Origin of the sequence: Pseudoalteromonas rubra (assembly GCF_005886805.2) — a bacterium.
GTDB classification, from domain to species: domain Bacteria; phylum Pseudomonadota; class Gammaproteobacteria; order Enterobacterales; family Alteromonadaceae; genus Pseudoalteromonas; species Pseudoalteromonas rubra_D.
The window spans coordinates 1,097,985-1,117,463 of record NZ_CP045429.1 but is presented as its reverse complement, the minus strand read 5'-3'; the positions used below and the strand labels follow the sequence as shown (position 1 = coordinate 1,117,463).

Here is a 19,479-nt window from a genome sequence, read left to right as displayed (position 1 = left end):
TACTAAGAGTTAGGCAATATGAGCCAGTTTCGCCAACAGGATAATTTACTCGGCCAATCGGATAGCTTTTTAGCTGTATTAGATCAGGTGTCGCAACTGGCACCTCTGGAAAAGCCAGTACTGATCATCGGAGAACGTGGTACCGGTAAAGAGCTGATCGCAGCCCGTTTGCACTACCTGTCAGAGCGGTGGGACCAGAACTATGTCAAACTCAACTGTGCCGCACTGAATGAAAACCTGCTGGAGAGTGAACTGTTTGGCCATGAAAGTGGCGCATTTACCGGGGCCAGCAAACGCCACGAAGGCCGCTTTGAACGCGCCAACAGCGGCACACTGTTCCTCGATGAACTTGCGAATACATCCGCCATGGTGCAGGAAAAACTGCTGCGGGTGATTGAATATGGCGAATTCGAACGGGTGGGCGGTAAACAAACGGTCAAAGTGGACACCCGCCTTGTTTGCGCGACCAACGAAGACCTGCCAACCCTTGCCGATAATGGTGAGTTTCGTCACGATTTGCTGGATCGCTTAGCGTTTGACGTCATCACCTTACCGCCGCTGCGCGAACGTAAAGAAGATATCCTGCTACTGGCCGAACATTTCGCCATTAATATGGCCCGCGATCTGGGCTGGTCGTTGTTCAGTGGCTTTACCCGCAGCGCTACAGAGTTGCTGCTCGATTACCCCTGGCCGGGCAATATTCGTGAACTCAAGAATGTAGTAGAACGAAGTTTATATCGCCATGGCAGCGAACAGCTGGCCGTTCACCAGATTGTATTCGACCCGTTCGCCAGTCCTTATCGACCCACACAGAGAATTAAAAAGGCCACAGATACACCAGCTCCGGCAGCGGTTGCCCCTGTCGTCGTGCCTGAAGCAACGCAAACCAAACCCGCACCGGCCGCGTTTCCTTGCGATTTAAAAACGCTGTCTAATGAATTTGAAATCGACCTGCTGCGTACTGCTTTAGAGCACAGCCAGTTTAACCAGAAAAAAACCGCTCAGAACCTCGGGCTAACCTATCACCAGTTACGAGGCTACCTGAAAAAGTACAACCTACTGGACTCGCAACAAGAGGCTTAGCCGTGGCTAACAGAGCAACTGATAAAACATCAACCCAGATGCCCCTCCCAGCGCACCTGGGCATACGCTGGCTGCTGCCCATTACCGCTTTACTCTGTACCCTGCTAAGTGGCTGTGGTGACAGAACCGCACAAGCCCAGCGTAAAATCCAGGGCATCGTCTATTGCGCCGAGGCCAACCCGATCTCGTTTAATCCACAGGTAACGACCACAGGCTCAACCATAGATATCATAGCCAACCAGCTCTACAACACCTTGATCAGTATAGATCCCCTCACCGCTGAATTTCGTCCGGAACTGGCAACAGCGTGGGAGATCAGTGAAGATGGTAAACAAATCACCTTTACACTACGCAAAGACGTTACCTTTCATAGCACAGACTATTTTACGCCAACGCGCACGATGAACGCGGATGATGTGGTGTTTTCGTTCAATCGCCTGTTCGACGTCTACAATCCTTTTCACTTTGTCGGTGATGCCAATTATCCCTATTTTCAGAGTGTCGGCATGGACCAGTTGATCCGCCGGATAGTCAAAGTAGACGATTACACGGTACGGTTTGAGCTATTCAGTAGTGAAAGTAGTTTTTTATCTAATATCGCCACTGACTTTGCTGTGATCTTGTCACAGGAATACGCCATGCAACTGGTAGAGCAGGAAAACAAACAGGATTTCGATATGCTGCCGGTAGGTACAGGCCCTTATAAATACAAAGGCTTCCTGCGTGATAACCTGATCCGATATCACAAGCACCCAGGTTACTGGAAACATGACCTGGCCATGGACCAGCTGGTGTATGACATCACCACCAATAATACCAGCCGTATTGCCAAAATGCTGACCAAAGAATGCGACATAACCGCTCACCCGAGCGCCACGCAGCTGGAAACCCTGGCGGCGCGCAGCGATATTCGGGTCGATAAGGCCGTCAACCTGAATGTCGGCTACTGGGCGTTTAACACTGAAAAGCCGCCCTTTGATAATGTCCTGGTGCGTAAAGCACTGGCACACAGTATCGACTTTCAAAAAATCATGAAAGCGGTGTTTTACGGGAACGGGATCCAGGCCCGTTCCATATTGCCACCTTCTTCCTGGGCATTTCAGACTCAGGCAATGCCCAGCTATGACCCCGAGCGGGCTCGGGAATTTTTGATACAAGCAGGTTACCCTGACGGCTTTGAAATGGACTTATGGGCCATGCCGGTGTCACGTATTTATAATCCCAACGCGCGTAAAATGGCCGAGTTGATCCAAAGCGATCTGCGCGAAATCGGCATCCGGGCCACCATCGTTGAGTACGAATGGAATACCTTCCTGGAGCGAGTGGGCAAACATGAACATGACAGCGTACTGCTTGGCTGGGCTGCGGATACACCCGACCCGGACAATTTTTTCAGCCCTTTGTTGAGCTGCACAGCCACATTTAGCGGTAAAAACCCTGCGAACTGGTGTCATCCTGAGTTTGACTTATTACTGACTCAGGCACTCGACACCACAGATCTGCAACAGCGTAAACAGTTTTATCAGCAGGCCCAGCAAATGCTGATTGCTGAACTACCAGTGGTGCCAATCGCCCATGGCATGCGCTTTCAGGCCAGTAATACCAGCGTCATGGGCATAGAATTACGTCCCTTTGGCGGGATCTCTTTGGCGAACGCGAGGAAAAACTAACTATGTTTGCTGACTTTCTGTTTCGCCGCCTCAGCCTGCTGTTGTTTATGTTGTTTGCGCTCACAGCATTTACCTTTGCACTGAATTATTTGTTTCCCGGAGATCTGCTTACCAACTTCAGTGGTGAACTGAACGCCAATTACAGCCAGACACAAATTCTGGAACAAAAGTACCATATCGATGACAACCTGTTGATCCAGTATCAGGCCTTCCTGGTGCGCCTATTTCAGGGCGACTGGGGACTGTCACTGTCTTCCGGTCAGGCCGTATTCGGCCACGTAAAGCAGCTGTTCCCCGCCACCATTGAGCTATGTGTTTATGCGCTCATCGTGGCGCTGTGCCTGGGTATCCCAGCCGGTGTGATTTGCAGTGCCTATCATAATAAGTGGCCAGACAAAGTGATCAGCTCGCTGACCTTATTGGGCTTTTCTATTCCGGTATTCTGGCTGGCGCTGTTATTGATCATGATTTTTTGCCTCAGCTTTGGCTGGTTTCCCATGTCTGGCCGCATTGGCCTGCTATATGAGATCCCACCCGTCACCAACTTTATCCTGCTGGATATCTGGCTACATGACTTCCCGTATGGCGGCCAGGCGTTTGCTGATGCTCTGCACCATCTGACGCTGCCCACCGTAGTGCTGGCCATGTATCCCACCACAGTGTTAGTGCGCTTTACCCGCGATTCAATGTTAACTGTGCTGGAACAAAACTACATCAAAACAGCACGCGCTAAGGGTCTCAACCGTCGCCAGTTAATCCTCGACCACGCACTGCGCAATGCGCTGTTGCCGGTGATTAAACAAATAGGTCTGCAATTTAGTACGCTCATCACGCTCGCGATGGTGACGGAAGTGATCTTTTCCTGGCCGGGGATTGGCCGCTGGATGATCGAAAGTATCTATCAGCGTGATTATCCGGCCATTCAGGGCGGCCTGCTTGCGGTCTCCTTTTTTGTCATTTTCGCCAACATGCTGGCTGATGTGATCCACACGCTCCTTGACCCGCTAGCCAGGAACCAGGCCCATGGCAAAGTTTAACCTCTTTACAGAAGAGTCAAACCGCTCTCCGTTATCGCGGCTGTGGCGGAAATTTAAAGCCAATCACCCGGCTCTGGTCGGTTTGTGGTTGTTTATTGCGCTCACCTTGCTCGCGTTGCTGGCCCCCTTGCTGGCCCCCTATGGCATTGACCAGCAACATGCCGATGCCTTGTTACTGCCTCCTTCCTGGCACGATGAGGGCAATGTGAATTTCATTCTGGGCACCGATGATTTAGGTCGTGACGTGTTATCCCGCCTGATGCGCGGAGCCACCTACACCTTTGGCTTATCGATTGTCGCAGCATTGTTAACCACCCTGATGGGTGTGGTACTGGGCACCCTGGCCGGATGTAGCCAGGGCTTTAAATCCAGTTTGCTCAATCACCTGCTGGATATCACCTTGGCGATCCCGTCATTGTTACTGGCCATCATCATTATTGCGATTCTGGGCCCTGGCTTATTCAATACTGTGTGGGCGATTATTTTCGCGCTGCTTCCGCAATATATTCACTCAATCCGCAACCTGGTGGTTGAAGAACTGAACAAAGACTATATCAGTGCATTCCGACTGGATGGAGCCACTCGCTGGCAACTGATCATACGAGGCGTACTGCCTAATATTTATGAGCACATTGTGGTGATATTCACGCTGGCCTTGTCCACCGCAATTCTGGACATTGCGGCACTGGGCTTTTTGAAACTCGGGGCGCAGCCTCCCACGACTGAATGGGGCGCTATGCTGGCAGAAAACCTGGGACTAATTTACCTTGCCCCCTGGACCGTCGGCTTACCCGGAGCACTGTTGTTTTTATCGGTGCTTGCGACTAACCTTGTCGGTGATGGGTTACGTGACGCTTTGCAGGCAAGAAAGGCGGATTAATGCAATTACTTGATATCAAAAACCTCACCATCGAACTACCCACAGACAATGGCGTGATCCGCGCTGTTGATAGGGTCAGTTTAAGTCTCAAAGAAGGTGAAGTACACGCCCTGGTTGGTGAATCCGGTTCAGGTAAAAGCCTAATAGCCAAAGCCATTGTTGGCGTATTAAACCACCGCTGGCGCGTCACTGCCGACCGGATGCACTGGCAGGGTGTGGACCTAATGCGCCTGAGCCCGGAAAAGCGCCGTAAACTGGTGAGCCGGGATATTGCGATGATCTACCAAGAGCCAAGTCGAAGCTTGGATCCCACCGCCAAAATATTTGATCAGGTTGCTGAATCGCTGCCTGATAATTGTTTTAAAGGCGGATTTTTTAGTCGCCGTAATGAGCGCAAAGAAAAGGTGAAGGCGCTGCTGCACAAAGTAGGGATCCGGGATCACCGCCGGGTGTCGAGCAGCTACCCTCATGAGCTGTCGGAAGGCGTCTGCCAGAAAGTAATGATAGCGATGGCCATTGCCAGAAGCCCTAAACTACTGATTGCAGATGAGCCAACCACCGCACTCGAAACCACCACCCGGGCACAGGTTTTCCGCTTATTGAAAAGCCTCAACCAGCTTAAAAACATGTCAATCTTGATGATCACCCACGAGCTGGAAGAAATCGCCGACTGGTCCCATGCCATGCATGTACTCTATTGTGGCCAGATGGTCGAAGCGGGACCCACGACGAAAGTATTTTGCCACCCCTACCACCCTTACACACAGGCGCTGGTAAAATCTCTGCCAGATTACGCGCATGGGATCGGTCACAAGGCGTCTTTCTTTGCGCTCAAAGGCACCATCCCTCCCTTACAACACTTACCTATTGGGTGCCGACTGGGCCCAAGGTGCCCACAGGCACAGCGTGAGTGTGTTGTTACACCGGCTCAGGTGAAATCGCACGGGCATGCCTATGCCTGCCACTTTCCCTTGCTGCAGGAGAAGAAAAAATGCAACCCGTGCTGAAGGTACAATCACTGAATAAAACCTTTAATACCCGGGCAGGCCTGTTCAAACGCAAGCGTGTTAAAGTGCTGAAGGATGTATCTTTTGCCGTTGCACCGGGCGAAACGCTGGCTGTGATTGGCGAAACCGGCTCAGGGAAAAGTACCTTAGCCCGCGTACTGGCGGGGGCTGAGCACGCTGATTCGGGACAGATATTGCTTAATGGTGAAATGATTGAAGACAATGGCCACCAAAACCATGACTGTCGTCATATCCGACTTATCTTTCAGGACCCCACTCGCTCGCTCAATCCAGGCCTGACCATAGGTGATATGCTGGATGATTGTCTGCGCTTAAATACCCAGCTTACCCAGCGTCAGCGCGACAAGAAAATCAATGCGACTTTATCTCGCGTGGGTTTGCTGTCTGAACATTATGACTATTACCCCCATATGTTCAGTGGTGGTCAGTTACAACGGGTTGCGCTGGCACGTGCGCTGATCCTCGATCCCAAAGTTGTGGTACTGGACGAAGCGCTGTCCTCCCTCGATCCATCGGTTCGGGCACAAACCGTAAACTTGCTTCTGGCACTGCAACGCGATTCCGGGTTGAGTTATATTCTGATCACCCATCATCTCAGTCTGGTGCGCCACATGAGTGATAAATTGCTGGTGTTAAGCCGGGGAAAAAGCGTGGAATACGGGCAAAGCGAAGCGATTTTTCGTGCCCCGCAGTCTAAAGTAATGCAAAAACTGCTGGCTGTTTAACTGATAAAAACATTATGCAGGTGGGCCAGACACCTCATTCCTCTGTCTGGCCCGCCCGGTTACTTACTCAGCTCTGAGTGCTGCAACCGGCTCGTCTTGAACGGCACGGCGCGTTGGCACATAACCCGATAACAACAACATGCTGGTCAGCAAAGTGCTGGTGATCAGGGCTATCGCGATATAGGTGCTCAGACCAATCTTAGAGCCTATCATAGACGCAAATACCATACAGCTCAGTACATACACGACCAGACCGACGCCCAGGCCAATCAGCAAGGGACCCATATTACGTTTCAGGAATAAAATGGTGATTGCCGTGTCTTTGGCACCCAATGCACGGCGAATACCTATCTCGTGGCTACGCATACTCACCGATGCCGCAGACACGCCATACACGCCCATCAATGCTAGGAACAAAGAGAACACGCCGGAGTAAATCACCCCGTTGGACATAATCCCCAGCATATCTGCATAGAGGTTGGCATTTTTCTCCAGGTCAACAATAAACGAGAAGTGTGCCTGATAATCACTGCGTCCAAGCCAGGTGTAAAAGTCTTGTTGTGCTGACTGCATGCCGGCCTGCTGCTCAAAGATCAGCTGTACCCACTCGTAAGGCGATTGCAGATAAGAGACATAGAGTTCATCATATTCAGCTAATGGCGCATACATGCCCTGAGTGTTACCACTGCGATCACTGACTATGCCCACCACAGTATGAGTGACATATTTATCGGACAACTCAATATCCAGTTGCTTGCCCAGTGCAGACTGGCCATTAAAGTGACGCTTGGCAAATGATTCGCTGACAAGCACAACACGCAGGTTTTCACTGTTATCACGGGCATCGATGCCGCGTCCGGCAACCAGAGTCTGATCAAAAAACGCCAGCTTACCAAGTGTGCCCATTACATCGACACGCACGCGCGATTCAGCATCCATACGGACATTTTTCAGTCCCATGTTTTGCATCATGTCAGCCTCTGAGACACTGCTTAATTTCGACAGGTCCTGTACCGCAGTTTCGACAAAATTGACCTTTTGTTCCGGGCTTTCAAACTCAGCCCCCACCAGATTGAAATAAGCAGAATAACGCCCCTGGGTTTTTTCTGCCGTCACCATATCAGTGATATTGAAGATAACCGAACTGCCCAGGCTGCCTGACAACATTAAGACCGCAATAATCGCAACCTGAATGGTCACAATGATCCGGGATAAACGACCTGCGCCTCTGCCCAGCGACCCACGGGTGCCGTCACGCAATACCGTATTAATGTCCATCTTAGCGGCTTTTACTGCCGGTAAAACACTGGCAAAGAAAAAGGTAAACAGAATAAATAATACCGCCATTGTTAAGGTCTGCCAGTCAAGGTGCCAGTTCCACCAAAACGGCATGCCACTGCCCAGACTCGCCTGCAGCGTGCCATTAATCACAGACAAGAGAACAGCCGTCAGTACAATGGCCAGTGCCCCACCCAGCAAAGTGATCAGTCCACCTTCACACACTAGCTGACGTACCAGACGCTTGGTTTTAGCGCCCAGGGCACCCCGGATGGCGGTTTCTTTTTGACGTTCAATAGAACGGGAAAACAGCAGGTTACCTGTGTTGATACAGGCCATAAACAGGATCGCCAGCGCGAAACTTTGCAGCCCGACAAAAATAAATGCCCCCATGCCTTCAATGTTTTGCTGTTGCAGACTCATGTGTGTGACAGTCGGTGCGATAAACTGCACTCTGTCACTTTGCGATAAACGTCTTTCGCGCACGGCGGTCAGAGCGCTGGCCAGCTCGGAGTTGGCCTGCGCCTCAGAGACACTGGCATGCAATCGACCCAGCACACTCACCTGCTTGTCTTTTAAGTCAAACTGAGCGAATTGCTTGGTATCCAGCGGCAACCATAGATCAGAAGTCACAGGGAACTTGTAACCCTCAGGCATAACCGCAACCACTTCGTAGCTTTTGCCGCCAAGTCGGACATGCTCGCCCAACACAGACTCGCGACCTGCAAATAAGGTTTGCCACACGTGATAGCTCAGCGCAACGACCGGTGCCTGCCCCGCCGCACCATCGTTATTATTAAAGGCTCTGCCCAGCAGCGGTTCGGTGCGGGTGAAGGAGAAAAAGTTTGGCATCACCTTCTCACCCAGCAGGCTCACGCCCTGGCCCTGGTTCTCCATGCGCACTTCTTCACGATAGTGCAAGGTATATTCATTATACACGGCGCTGAATTGCGACTGACCCAGTTGCGTGACATCTTCAAACGTCAGCACCCGGGTACTGCCGGTCAGGTGCGGCGTAACAATGCTGCTGGCATCTTTACCCTGTAACGGCTTAAATGAAATGGTGTAAACCATGTTGAAAGTCAGCAAACTGATCGTCAAACCTGCGGTCAGTATGAAAGTCACCAGCATGGTGAACTTCGGCGCTTTCGCTAACAGCCTGAGGGCGTAGCGAATATCAATTAAGAAACCCATAACTCATTACCTCAGGCGCTTTTTGCCAACTCAGGCAGCGGTTTATCACTGACCAGCTTGCCATCAAAAATATCAATTCTGCGACTGGCGCAGGCTGATGAACGAGGATCGTGCGTCACCATACAGATGGTGCGCCCTTGCTGGTGCAGATCATCAAACAGCTGCAATACGATGTCGGCATTTTTTGAATCCAGGTTACCGGTTGGTTCATCCGCCAGGATCAATTTGGGGTCGTTGACCAGTGCTCTGGCTATCGCAATACGCTGTTGCTGACCGCCGGACAGGGCCGACGGAAAGTGTTTCACCCGATGCAACATGTCAACCTGCTCCAGCACTGACAAGGCTTTTTCTTTGGCCTCTTTGGCGTTGTATTTATCCTGGTAAGTCAGCGGTAAAATAACGTTTTCTTCTATTGTCAGATCACTGATCAGGTTAAAGGACTGAAATACAAAACCGATGTGGTTACAGCGCACCGTGGCGCGCTGATCCCGGCTCAGATTTGACACATCATTGCCCGACAAAAAGTACTGGCCACCAGAAGGCGTATCCAGCATGCCCAAAATGGACAACAGGGTTGACTTACCGCACCCCGAAGGCCCATTAATAGAAACGTATTCTCCCCCTTTCACCGAAAAGCTGATGTCTGACAGGGCCATCGTCTTCATCTCGTCGAACTGAAAATACTTACTGATATTCTTAAGTTCTAGTATATTGCTCATTGTGCTGTCCTAATTATGTAAAAATATTTTTTCGTTATTAGCAAAATTGTCGGTGGCGGAAATAATCACGGTATCGCCGTTATTCAGCCCCTCTGTAATCTCGATAAAATTCACTGAACTTTGTCCAAACCTGACCTGTACGGCCTGTGCAATATTGCCTTTGCTATCGACTCTGAAAATCTTGGCACTTTGGTACTCCTCAGCAAACGCAGGTTTCGCAACGAACAAAGTGTTGGGCTTGTCGGTGATGTTGATCACCCCTTCAATTGACAGTTCCGGACGGGCTTCACTGGGCAGTGCCTCGATCAGATCTACTTCTACCGCAACCAGGCCCTTTTCCACCTGAGGACTGACCCGAGACACAACGCCCTGGATCTGTGATTTACGGGTATCTATAGTGACCCCTAAACCCGGTGTCACATCCTTAATTTGCAGTTCCTGTACGTCTATTTCTGCGATCAGGCTACGCGGATTGGCAATCTTGCCCACACTGCCACCTTCTGCCACATCCTGACCTAACTCCAGATCCATGCTTTGCAATACCCCATCCATTGCCGCACGGACATAAAGGTTGTCGAGTTGCTCTTGTGCCCGGGCCAGCTCCTGTTGCAGGGTCTGCTGCTGTGCTTTATGAGCCAGCTTTTGTGCCTCAATATTGAGCTTCAGCTTTTCCAGTCGTTGCTTTTGTAACTCATGGTCCAGCTTGCTGCTTTGCACTGTAAACTCTGTGCGCTTAAACTTAATTTGCGATACGCTGCTGTTGCCCATCTCGCGCAGTTTGCGCTGTGCGTTAAGTTCCAGCTCATTGCCCTGGTGGGTCATTTTTGCACGCTTTACCGCGGCTTCCGCATCCAGCAAATCAGACTCAAACTGAGCATACTGTGCGGTATTTTCAGCAATCGTTTTTTCCAGTTTGGCCTGTGCATTGGCCAGTACCAACGACAGTTTGGGGTTGTTGAGTTTGACAATGGGCTGCCCTTTTTCAACTACCGCCCCCGCCTTAACAAAGACCTTCTCTACTCGCCCGGCCACTTCAGACGCCACCCAGATGACTTCTTTGGGTTTCAGTACGCCCATACCTCTCACGCTGACCTGAAACTGCCCGTTTTGCACTTTGGCAGTACGCACATCCGTGCTGTCAACCAGGGCGGTTGCCTGTCCAAAGTAGCTCTTCAGCCACCAGGCGCCGGAAATAATCACCACTGCGGCTAGCGCAATTTTGACGTACCGCCAGTTAAACTTCTTTTGCTCTTCAATGGTAATGTCCATCTATGTTCTCCACTGCGGACTGGACCCGCTGTCCAATTCAATTTATGTGTTTTCTTAGTAATGCCTGCTTTTGAGTAACAAAAGCATACAGTGAGTACTTACCAGCCATATTCTCTGGCCATGCCAACCAGAACCTTACGGTCGCCACTAAAGGGTCTTCGGCCGTGGGTAAACAGCATATTGTCAACCAGCATCAAATCGCCTTTTTGCCAGGGGGTGTAAAGCGTTGTTTCGTCATATGCGGCACGAATGATGTCCAGTACTTCAGGTTCCAGCGGCTCGCCGTCACCATAGAATGCGTTACGCGGCAAACCGTCTTCCCCACAGGCACTGAGCAACTGGGCACAGGTTTCTTCACCCAGCGAGGACACATGGAATAAATGCGCCTGGTTGAACCACACTTGTTCGTCGGTTTTAGGGTGTCTGGCAATGGCGGGGTTAATCTGCGAGGTACGCAAACGATGCTCGCCAATCCACTCAAAATCGAGCTGATTGTTGAAACAATACTGCTCAACTTCACGCTTGTCCGTAGTCTGAAATACCTCGCTCCAGGGCAAATCGATATCACCGTAGTTACGTACATACTTCACTTTTTTCGCAGCAAACTTTTCACGGATCTCCTGCGGAATACGTTTAAATACCTCCCTGCTGTCAGCGATTGGGGTTTCACCTCCGGCCTGTGGGGGAAGCAAACAACATAGCCCCAGTCGCATCGCCCACTTGTTTGAATAAGCATGCTCATTATGTTGCGGGATCACTTCATCTGGGTGATATTCCGTCGCGGTGTACACATTGCCTTTCAGCTCAGTGCGCGGTGTTGAGCGATAAGAGTAATTCAACAATTCAGCGTCAAATAGCGTGCTCAGCACCTGACCAAACTGTTTACTGCTCATAATATTGAGGCCACGTAACATGACTGCGCCATTGGCATCAAGCAGGGCATCTATTTGCCCGGCATGCTCAGCAGCCCAATGAGTGGCTCTTTGTCCTTCTAAGGCGACTTCCAGTAGCAGAGGCATGCCCTTAACTGACTGTAAATCCTCCACGCTATACTTCTCTAACACTGTCATCTTCAAATCTCTCTTGTTGTAACTGTTGTTTGCCAATACGCTGATCAATATGCTGTTTTATCTGGGCAGTGAGTTCTTTGATATTTTCCTGCCACAATATTGAATAGTGATCGCCGGCCACACTGCTGTGAGGTAGCTGTAATTTATCTCTCAAAAATATCTGATAAGCTTCGGTCCAGCTGGGGTTTGCCCGGGCACCAATCAGGAAGCAGCGTTGTGCTACTTCGCTCGTCAGCTGATAGCCTTCGGCCAGACTGGTGTGACGTAACATCAGACGCTCAAACTGCTCGGCAAAACCAGCAGGGATCGCCAGCTGTTTAATCAATGCCTGTAAAGCCTGCTCCGTGTTTGTCTCGCTGACATCCGAACAGGCTATATAGCTGTCCAGCAAAATGGTCAGCGCAGGCGGGGTCGGTGCCAGCTGCTTGCTGATCTCAGCCGCTAATAGTCCGCCCATAGAGTGGCCTAATAGCACCAGGCGACCCGCTTTAAGTGGCTGCATAAAATGGCTACGAATATGCGCGCAATATTCATTTGCATAGGCCTGAATGCTTGAGGCCGCTGCGTGTTCAGGCAAGTGTTCATAGCCATAAACCGTCATTTCTCCCTCCAGGGCTTGAGCTAGCGGCATAAAGCTGCGCGCCAGGTCGGCTGCGCCCGGCAAACACAACACAGTGAATGCCGCATCGGTGCTGCTGTTTAATGGTTTCAGCTGTGGCGTCGCCTGTTCGGTGCCACCCGCTGCAATCAAGTCTGCCTGAGCTGCCAGCAGCGTCGTTTTAAACAACTGCTCCAGTGAAACTGCACAGGCGAAAGACTTTTCAATCAGCATCGCCAGCGTGATCAGCTTCAGTGAGCTGCCTCCGAGCGCAAAAAAGTCACTCTCTTTATAAATCGTCTGGATCGGGCACTGCAGAACCTGCTGCCACAAGGTCGCCAGCTGCTTTTCCATATCCGTTTGTGGCGCGTGTGCCGCCACATTTTTACATGCTGGCGTTGGCAGAGCGCGGCGGTCGACTTTGCCATTTGCAGTCACCGGCCAGGGTGAAACATGGCACAACAGAGTTGGCACCATATAGGCCGGTAAACTCTGACTCAGTCGCGCCTGTAACTGCTCTGTCAGCTGTGCTTCATCCAGCTCAGTGGCACTTAGTGTGCTTTTAAAATAGGCCACCAGAGTCGGGGTTGCCTGATCCAGCTCAATGGTGGTAACCAGGGCGGAATCCACTTCAGGTTGCGCCAGTAACGCACTTTCTATTTCTCCCAACTCGATGCGTAGTCCATTGATTTTTATCTGATCATCGCTGCGTCCGAGATACTCAATATCGCCGTTATCCAGATAACGCACTAAATCACCGGTTCGGTACAGTCGGGTACTGGCCCGCGCGCCCATTTCGCTCTGATATGGATTGTTAATGAACCGCTCAGCAGTCAGCTCTGGCTGGTTATGGTATCCCCAGGCCAGACCATCTCCGCCGATAAACAACTCTCCGGCACTGCCAAAGGGCACCAGCTGCAAGTCGTCATCGAGGATCAACAGCTGGATGTTCTGAATGGGTTTACCTATGGGCACTGTGGTGCTGATTGGCTGCGAGCAATCCCAATAACTGACATCAATTGCCGCTTCGGTTGGCCCATAGAGGTTGTGTAGTTGTGCATCAGGCAAACTGGCTCTGAAGCCCTGCACTTGTTTAACCTGTAACGCCTCCCCACTACAAAATACCTGACGAATACTGGTGCACTGTGCCAGCGCGCCATAATCCAGCATAATGCCCAGCATGGAAGGAACAAAGTGCAACTTAGTCACACCGCTTTGGCGGATTAACTGACACAAATACTGCGGATCTTTATGTCCCTCAGGCCGTGCCAGCACCATCTGGGCTCCGCGACATAACGGCCACATAAATTCCCAGACCGAGACATCAAAGCCAAACGGCGTTTTTTGCAAAATAACATCGTGATGATCGCAACCATACTGCTTATCCATCCAGTCAACCCGGTTAACCAAAGCCTGATGGCTGACTAACACCCCCTTGGGTTTTCCTGTCGACCCTGAGGTATAAATCATATAGGCCATATCCTGAGCACTCAGCCCGGTTTCCTGCGGACTCAGATCCTGGGTTGCATAATCTCCAAAACGTGTCACGTCCTGCGCGTACCCATCCATCAGGATCAGTGCAGGCGTATTTTCATTGTTTGCCTGACACTTAGACTGATGGTCACTTTGCGTCAAGATGGTCGTAATACCTGCGTGTGCCAGCATATAGTCCAGACGTGTTTCTGGCAGTGTTGGGTCAAGCGGCACATAGGCACCACCAGCTTTCAGTATGGCCAGTATGCCGATCACCATTTCCAGGGAGCGGGTCATGCACACGCCCACCAGAGTGCCGGGAACAACCTGATGTTCCGCACGCAGGTGTCTGGCCAGTTGGTTCGCTTTATCATTGAGAGACTGATAACTCAGTGTCTGTCCTTCGTAACATAGCGCGGTTTGCGTCGGGGTTTTAGCGACCTGACGTTCAATCCACTGCGCCATCGTCAGCGTCGTATCATAATCAACCGGTGCCGGATTGAGTGTCTCAAGTAAATGCGTTCGCTCCTGTGCGGATAACAACGCGATGCTGCTTAACGGCACCGACGTGGATTGCAGCTGTGATAGCTGAGTTAATATCTGCATCAGATGGCGATTGAGCGTACTGATGTGCGCATGCGTAAACAAGGCTTTGTCATACACCCAGTTAATCGCAACCCCCTGCGCTGACGTACTTATGTTGACTTCAATATCGAATTTGGCCACGGTCTGTGCTGCACCACGCATGGTCAGTGCCGCCCCGTTCAGGTCCAGCTCCCCCTGCTCAGTGGCCTGCTCATCAAGGCCATAATCGGTCTGCGTGGTGAGCATAATTTGAAATAGTGGCGAATGTGCTGTACTTCTTGGCACGTTTAAGCGCTCAACCAGCTGTTCAAATGGCACGTCCTGATGCGACTGTGCACCAAGGTGCACCGCTTTAACATGCTCTAAGTAACGCGTTATGTCGGGCTGAGCCGTGTTCACTCTCAGTACAAGTGTATTGACAAAAAAGCCGATTAAGGACTCAAGTTCAGTCTGTGTGCGATTCGCAACCGGTGTGCCTATCACCACGTCTTTACTGTTACTGTGTCTGCTCAGCAGTAATGAAAGCGCGCTGTGTAATAGCATAAAGGAGGTTAGTCCCTGCGATTGAGCCAGCTCGGCCAGCCCAGCTGCGACATCACTATCCAGTTTACCCTGCACCAGCTCCCCGACATGCTGCTTGACCTGCGGACGCGGGTGGTCCAGCGGCAGGCTGTGTACCGGAGGCAGATCAGATAATTGCTCACTCCAGTAGGTTAACTGGCGCTCCAGAACCGGGCCGCTCAGATAGCTATGTTGCCAATGGGCATAATCAGCATACTGAATCGGTAACGGGGTCAGCGGATTGTCCTGATTTTGCGTGTAAGCCCGATACAGCTGCACAAACTCTTTCACCAGCAACTGCAATGACCATCCGTCAGAGGCGATATGGTGGATATTAAACAGTAGCACAGACGCATGCTCAGAATCGGCACCCGTATCTATATACGCTGCCCGGATCATCAGGTCCTTGCTCAGGTCAAACGGCTGTGATTGTAAGCGTGGGATCAGTGACGCAATTGTCTGCTGCTGTGTTGCCGGGTTCAACAGCCTGAGATCTTCATAATCCAGTGTGAAGTGTACGTCAGTCTGGATCACCTGCTCTGTTCCCGAGTCGCCGTCCCGATAGACACTGCGCAGTACTTCGTGGCGTGCAACTATGGTGTTCAGTGCTGCTTCAACAGCGTCCAGGTCCAGTTCACCACTCACTTCAAATGCGGCTGGCATATTGTATTGCGCCGAGCCACCCTGTAAGCGGTCGATGAACCACAGTCGTTGCTGCGCAAAGGATGCGGCCATGCGACCATCTTGCGGACGGGCCTGCACTTCTATGCGCTGTGCTGTGCTGCCTCCCTGTGCCTGTTTATGCTCGACCTGTTGTGCCTGGCTGGCGATGCTCGCATGTTCGAACAACTCGCTGATACTAAATTCAACCCCGAAGGCCTGTTTGATTGCCGCCACTAAACGCACCGACAACAAAGAATGTCCACCCAGCTTAAAGAAGCTGCTGTCTACGCTTATCTGCTCCGGCGTTAACTTTAATAATGAAGACCACAGCTCAACCAGCTGCTGCTCCGTTGCTGTGCGTGGCGCAACGTGTTGGGCCGCGGCTTTTTCCTGCGGGTCCGGCAGTGCTTTTTTGTCCAGTTTACCGTTCGCCGTCAGCGGCCAGTTTTGCAGCCCGACAAAGTGGGCCGGTACCATATAGGCCGGTAACTGCTCACCCAGCAGACGCTCGCAGTCACTTAACAGAGCCCCCAGCTGCGCCGAGTTTTCCGCCTTAATATAGGCGACCAGCTCCGGGCCGGTGGCCAGGGCTTTACACAACACCTCAGCCGATTCAACGCCCGAGATTTGCTGCAACTGGCTGCTGATATCACCCAGCTCCACCCGGAAACCCCGGATCTTAACCTGCTCGTCTATGCGTCCTAAAAACATCAGCTCGCCACTGTTTTGATAGCGCACCTGATCGCCGGTGCGATACAAACGGGCCGGACTGGTCGCATCACTGGGGTCATAAAACGGGTTCTCAATAAAGCGCTCGGCGCTCAGCGTCGGGTTATTCACATAACCTGTGGCCAGACACGGCCCGCCGACAAACAACTCACCCCGGGCACCCTGTGGCAGGGCGTTAAGCTGCGCATCCAGTACATAGGCATAGGTGTTGTCCATGGCCCGGCCAATGGGTAGCTCCGCCGGTAAGTCGGCATGATTGGCACTGATGTCATACATCACACAGCCTACCGTGGCCTCAGACGGACCATAGTGGTTGAATACCTGACTGTCCGGGAACTGGGTTTGTAAGGCCAGTGCCACATCGCGCTCAAAGCGCTCACCGCCAATCACGAAGACATGCTGCACGCCTGCAAGCGGCGCCTCCTGCAAGGCCAGTACCCCTTCCACATGATGCGGCGTCATCCGCACCAGTCGTGGCTCATCCGCTTTATTCAGGGCTTTACTCAGGGCCGGTAACAACTCCTGATTATCCAGCAGTTGCACACTGCCACCACTCAATAGCGGTAAGTACAAACTCGGAACACCAATATCAAAACCATGTGATGTCACCAGCAGTGAACCGTTAAGGTGGTCGGCATAGTAGCCTTTGAGGGCAAAGTTCAAATAATCCATCAGGGCCCGGTGGCTTATCTCCACGCCTTTGGGAGTACCCGTAGAGCCTGAGGTGTAAATCACATAAGCGGGACTGTCATGGGCAACCGTTTCCGTGCCAAAATCGCTGTCATAGCCACTGAGCCAGTTCGCATCAGTGACATCCTGCTCCAGTAACAACAGGTCAACCCCGGCATCCGGAACGCGGGCGGCCAGTGCGTCACTGACAATCACCCACTCCAGAGCGGCATCAGCGATAATCTGCTGGTTGCGGGCTTTGGTGTTGCTGGGTTCAAACGGAATATAAGCTGCCCCGGCTTTGAGTACGCCCAGTAAGCTCACCATCAGGCAGGCACTGCGTGGCATGCACACGCCCACCAGATCGCCGGGCTCAACGCCCTGCTCCTGCAAACAGTCAGCCAGTTTAGCCGCCTGCGCATTAAGCTGCGCATAGCTAAGTTGTTCGGTGTCACTGTGCACGGCAATCGCATCCGGTGTCAGCACAGCCAGCTGCTCAAAGCGCTCTGTCAAACTGCGCGCGTCGTAAGCGCTGTGCGTGACTGGCAACTGGGTTTGTAACTGACTAAACTGCGTATCGCTGAGCGCCGTCAAAGCATCAATAGAAGTGGTAAATCCATGCTCAGTGTCCAGACAACGGGCATAGTTTTCTAAGATAGTTTCAAGATGTGCCATCATGGTCGTGATGCTTTGTTCACTGTACAAGGCATCATCATATGACCAGCCAATCACGGTCCCCTCCTGACCAAGCTCTGCATGGATATCGATATCACCGCGAATTGTCATGGTCATATCTTCGGGCACATACGGTCTGAACGGCGTGCTTTTCGGCGCCTGTGGGCTGTCAGCTAAACCACTGTCATTACAGGTCAGCTGAATTTGAAATAGCGGCGTATAGCTATTAGAGCGGGTTACATCGAGCTGCTCAACCAGGTGCTCAAAAGGCACATCCTGATTGGCCTGAGCCGACAAATGAACTTGCCGAATATGTTGCAGATAACTGTCCAGGGACTGGGCTTTGAGCTCCACCCGCAATACCAGACGATTTAAGAAACACCCTATCAACTGCGCTACTTCGGCCTGAGCCCGGTTAGCAACGGTGGTGCCCACCACAATATCCCGGCTGGCTGTAAAAGTATGGAGTAGCAATACCAGCGCACTGTGCAGACACATAAAGGGTGATAACTGATAGTGACGGGCAATGGTTACTAATTTTTCCGTCAGTTCAGCACTGAGTGTCTGATTGCATTTTTTGCCACTGAACTTTTTCTTCGCAGGTCTGGGATGATCTGGGGTCAGGCTGTGTAATTCTGGTAAGCCCGTGAGATGTGAACGCCAGTAGGCTAACTGGTCCTGATAGTCCTGCGACTTTGCCCAGTTTTGCTGCCAATAAGCAAAATCACTGTACTGCACCGATAAAGGGGGTAACCCCTGTTCACTGCTGTACAGCGTCATAAATTCATTTTTAAGTATGTCCATCGACCAGGCATCGGACGCGATATGGTGCATGTTAAACAGCAAAATACCATGAGGCTGAGTACCACACGGCGTATCGGTTAGTTTGACATAGTGAATATCCAGCAGTGCATCGTGTTGCAGATCAAATTCCCGTCCGGCATGGGCCAGCGCCAGTGCCTTGACCTCGTCCCGTTGCACGGGTTCCGCCAGCGCGCTCAGATCGGTAAACTGCACCTCATTGCTGACTTGTTCACGTACCAGGCGCCGGGGTCCTTCGTCACTGGCTTCATAGCCCGTTCTGAGAATCTCATGACGCGCGATAATGGTGCGCAACGCACGCGTGGCGCGTGATACATCAAACGGCTGATACACCGAGTACGCCATCGGCATATTGTACTCACTGCCACCGCCTTGTAGTTGATTGACAAACCACAGACGCTGCTGAGCAAACGACAAACTATGTTGTTTTTCTTGCTCTGCCACCGGCTGAATGCGTTCAACCTGCTCAATGGGGGCTGATTGGGACAGCGTTGCAATAATGTCATGCTTATTCGCGCTAATAAGCGCTTTATGCTCTGCGGTCAGGGCCCCTTTCTGGGCTTTGGCCTTGAGCTTGCCATTATCCAGGTAAACTGCTACTCCCTGAGCAACCAGTTCAGCTAATAATTTGTTGATTTCAACCATTCATTCAAGTCCTGTTAGTCGAGACATGCGCCAGAGACTGACTTCATGTTACTTCTGTGGTCACTACATACGACTATTTATAACAGAACCGGGATGGTGATGACTG

Annotated in this window: 11 protein-coding genes; 6 read left to right on the top strand and 5 right to left on the bottom strand. The window is 51.6% G+C overall.

The features are described 5' to 3' along the window. The first annotated feature begins 18 nt into the window (after window positions 1–18). Genes pspF through CWC22_RS04755 form a run of 6 tightly spaced genes read left to right on the top strand, consistent with a single transcriptional unit; the run spans window position 19 to window position 6,423 of the window. Window positions 19–1,083: a phage shock protein operon transcriptional activator gene (pspF, locus tag CWC22_RS04780; protein WP_138538951.1), complete on the top strand. Its 1,065-nt coding sequence runs from the start codon at window positions 19–21 to the stop codon at window positions 1,081–1,083. Between the two features lie 38 nt (window positions 1,084–1,121). Then, window positions 1,122–2,753 carry an ABC transporter substrate-binding protein gene (locus CWC22_RS04775; protein ID WP_419144614.1) on the top strand — a complete coding sequence of 544 codons (1,632 nt, stop codon included), beginning with the start codon at window positions 1,122–1,124 and terminating at the stop codon, window positions 2,751–2,753. Between the two features lie 2 nt (window positions 2,754–2,755). Then, window positions 2,756–3,790, top strand: a complete 1,035-nt coding sequence (locus CWC22_RS04770) for an ABC transporter permease (RefSeq protein WP_010386728.1) — start codon at window positions 2,756–2,758, stop codon at window positions 3,788–3,790. Continuing rightward, entirely contained in the window at window positions 3,777–4,670 is an 894-nt protein-coding gene (locus CWC22_RS04765) for an ABC transporter permease subunit (protein ID WP_125562180.1), read from the top strand. Before CWC22_RS04770 ends, CWC22_RS04765 begins: the two co-directional genes overlap by 14 nt. Beyond that, window positions 4,670–5,677: an oligopeptide/dipeptide ABC transporter ATP-binding protein gene (locus tag CWC22_RS04760; RefSeq protein ID WP_049863396.1), complete on the top strand. Its 1,008-nt coding sequence runs from the start codon at window positions 4,670–4,672 to the stop codon at window positions 5,675–5,677. The genes CWC22_RS04765 and CWC22_RS04760 overlap by 1 nt, the downstream gene beginning before the upstream one ends. Beyond that, complete coding sequence (locus CWC22_RS04755; RefSeq protein WP_125562182.1) at window positions 5,662–6,423, top strand: ATP-binding cassette domain-containing protein; 762 nt, start codon at window positions 5,662–5,664, stop codon at window positions 6,421–6,423. Before CWC22_RS04760 ends, CWC22_RS04755 begins: the two co-directional genes overlap by 16 nt. A gap of 63 nt (window positions 6,424–6,486) precedes the next feature. Here the strand turns inward: CWC22_RS04755 and CWC22_RS04750 are convergent, their stop codons facing one another. The 5 genes from CWC22_RS04750 to CWC22_RS04730 all read right to left on the bottom strand — a co-directional run bounded on the left by CWC22_RS04750 (window position 6,487) and on the right by CWC22_RS04730 (window position 19,373). Further along, window positions 6,487–8,895: an ABC transporter permease gene (locus tag CWC22_RS04750; RefSeq protein ID WP_138538952.1), complete on the bottom strand. Its 2,409-nt coding sequence runs from the start codon at window positions 8,893–8,895 to the stop codon at window positions 6,487–6,489. Between the two features lie 11 nt (window positions 8,896–8,906). Then, window positions 8,907–9,614 (bottom strand): ABC transporter ATP-binding protein, encoded by a 708-nt coding sequence (locus CWC22_RS04745; protein ID WP_049863393.1) that lies wholly within the window; start codon window positions 9,612–9,614, stop codon window positions 8,907–8,909. A 9-nt stretch (window positions 9,615–9,623) separates the two neighbouring features. Then, on the bottom strand, window positions 9,624–10,883 hold the full coding sequence (locus tag CWC22_RS04740; protein WP_138538953.1) for an efflux RND transporter periplasmic adaptor subunit: 1,260 nt from the start codon (window positions 10,881–10,883) through the stop codon (window positions 9,624–9,626). 98 nt (window positions 10,884–10,981) lie between these two features. Next, window positions 10,982–11,953 carry a TauD/TfdA family dioxygenase gene (locus CWC22_RS04735; RefSeq protein ID WP_138538954.1) on the bottom strand — a complete coding sequence of 324 codons (972 nt, stop codon included), beginning with the start codon at window positions 11,951–11,953 and terminating at the stop codon, window positions 10,982–10,984. Beyond that, the gene (locus CWC22_RS04730; RefSeq protein ID WP_195879856.1) at window positions 11,931–19,373 is read right to left on the bottom strand and encodes a non-ribosomal peptide synthetase; all 7,443 of its coding nucleotides are present in this window, start codon (window positions 19,371–19,373) and stop codon (window positions 11,931–11,933) included. Before CWC22_RS04730 ends, CWC22_RS04735 begins: the two co-directional genes overlap by 23 nt. Between the last annotated feature and the right edge of the window lie 106 nt (window positions 19,374–19,479).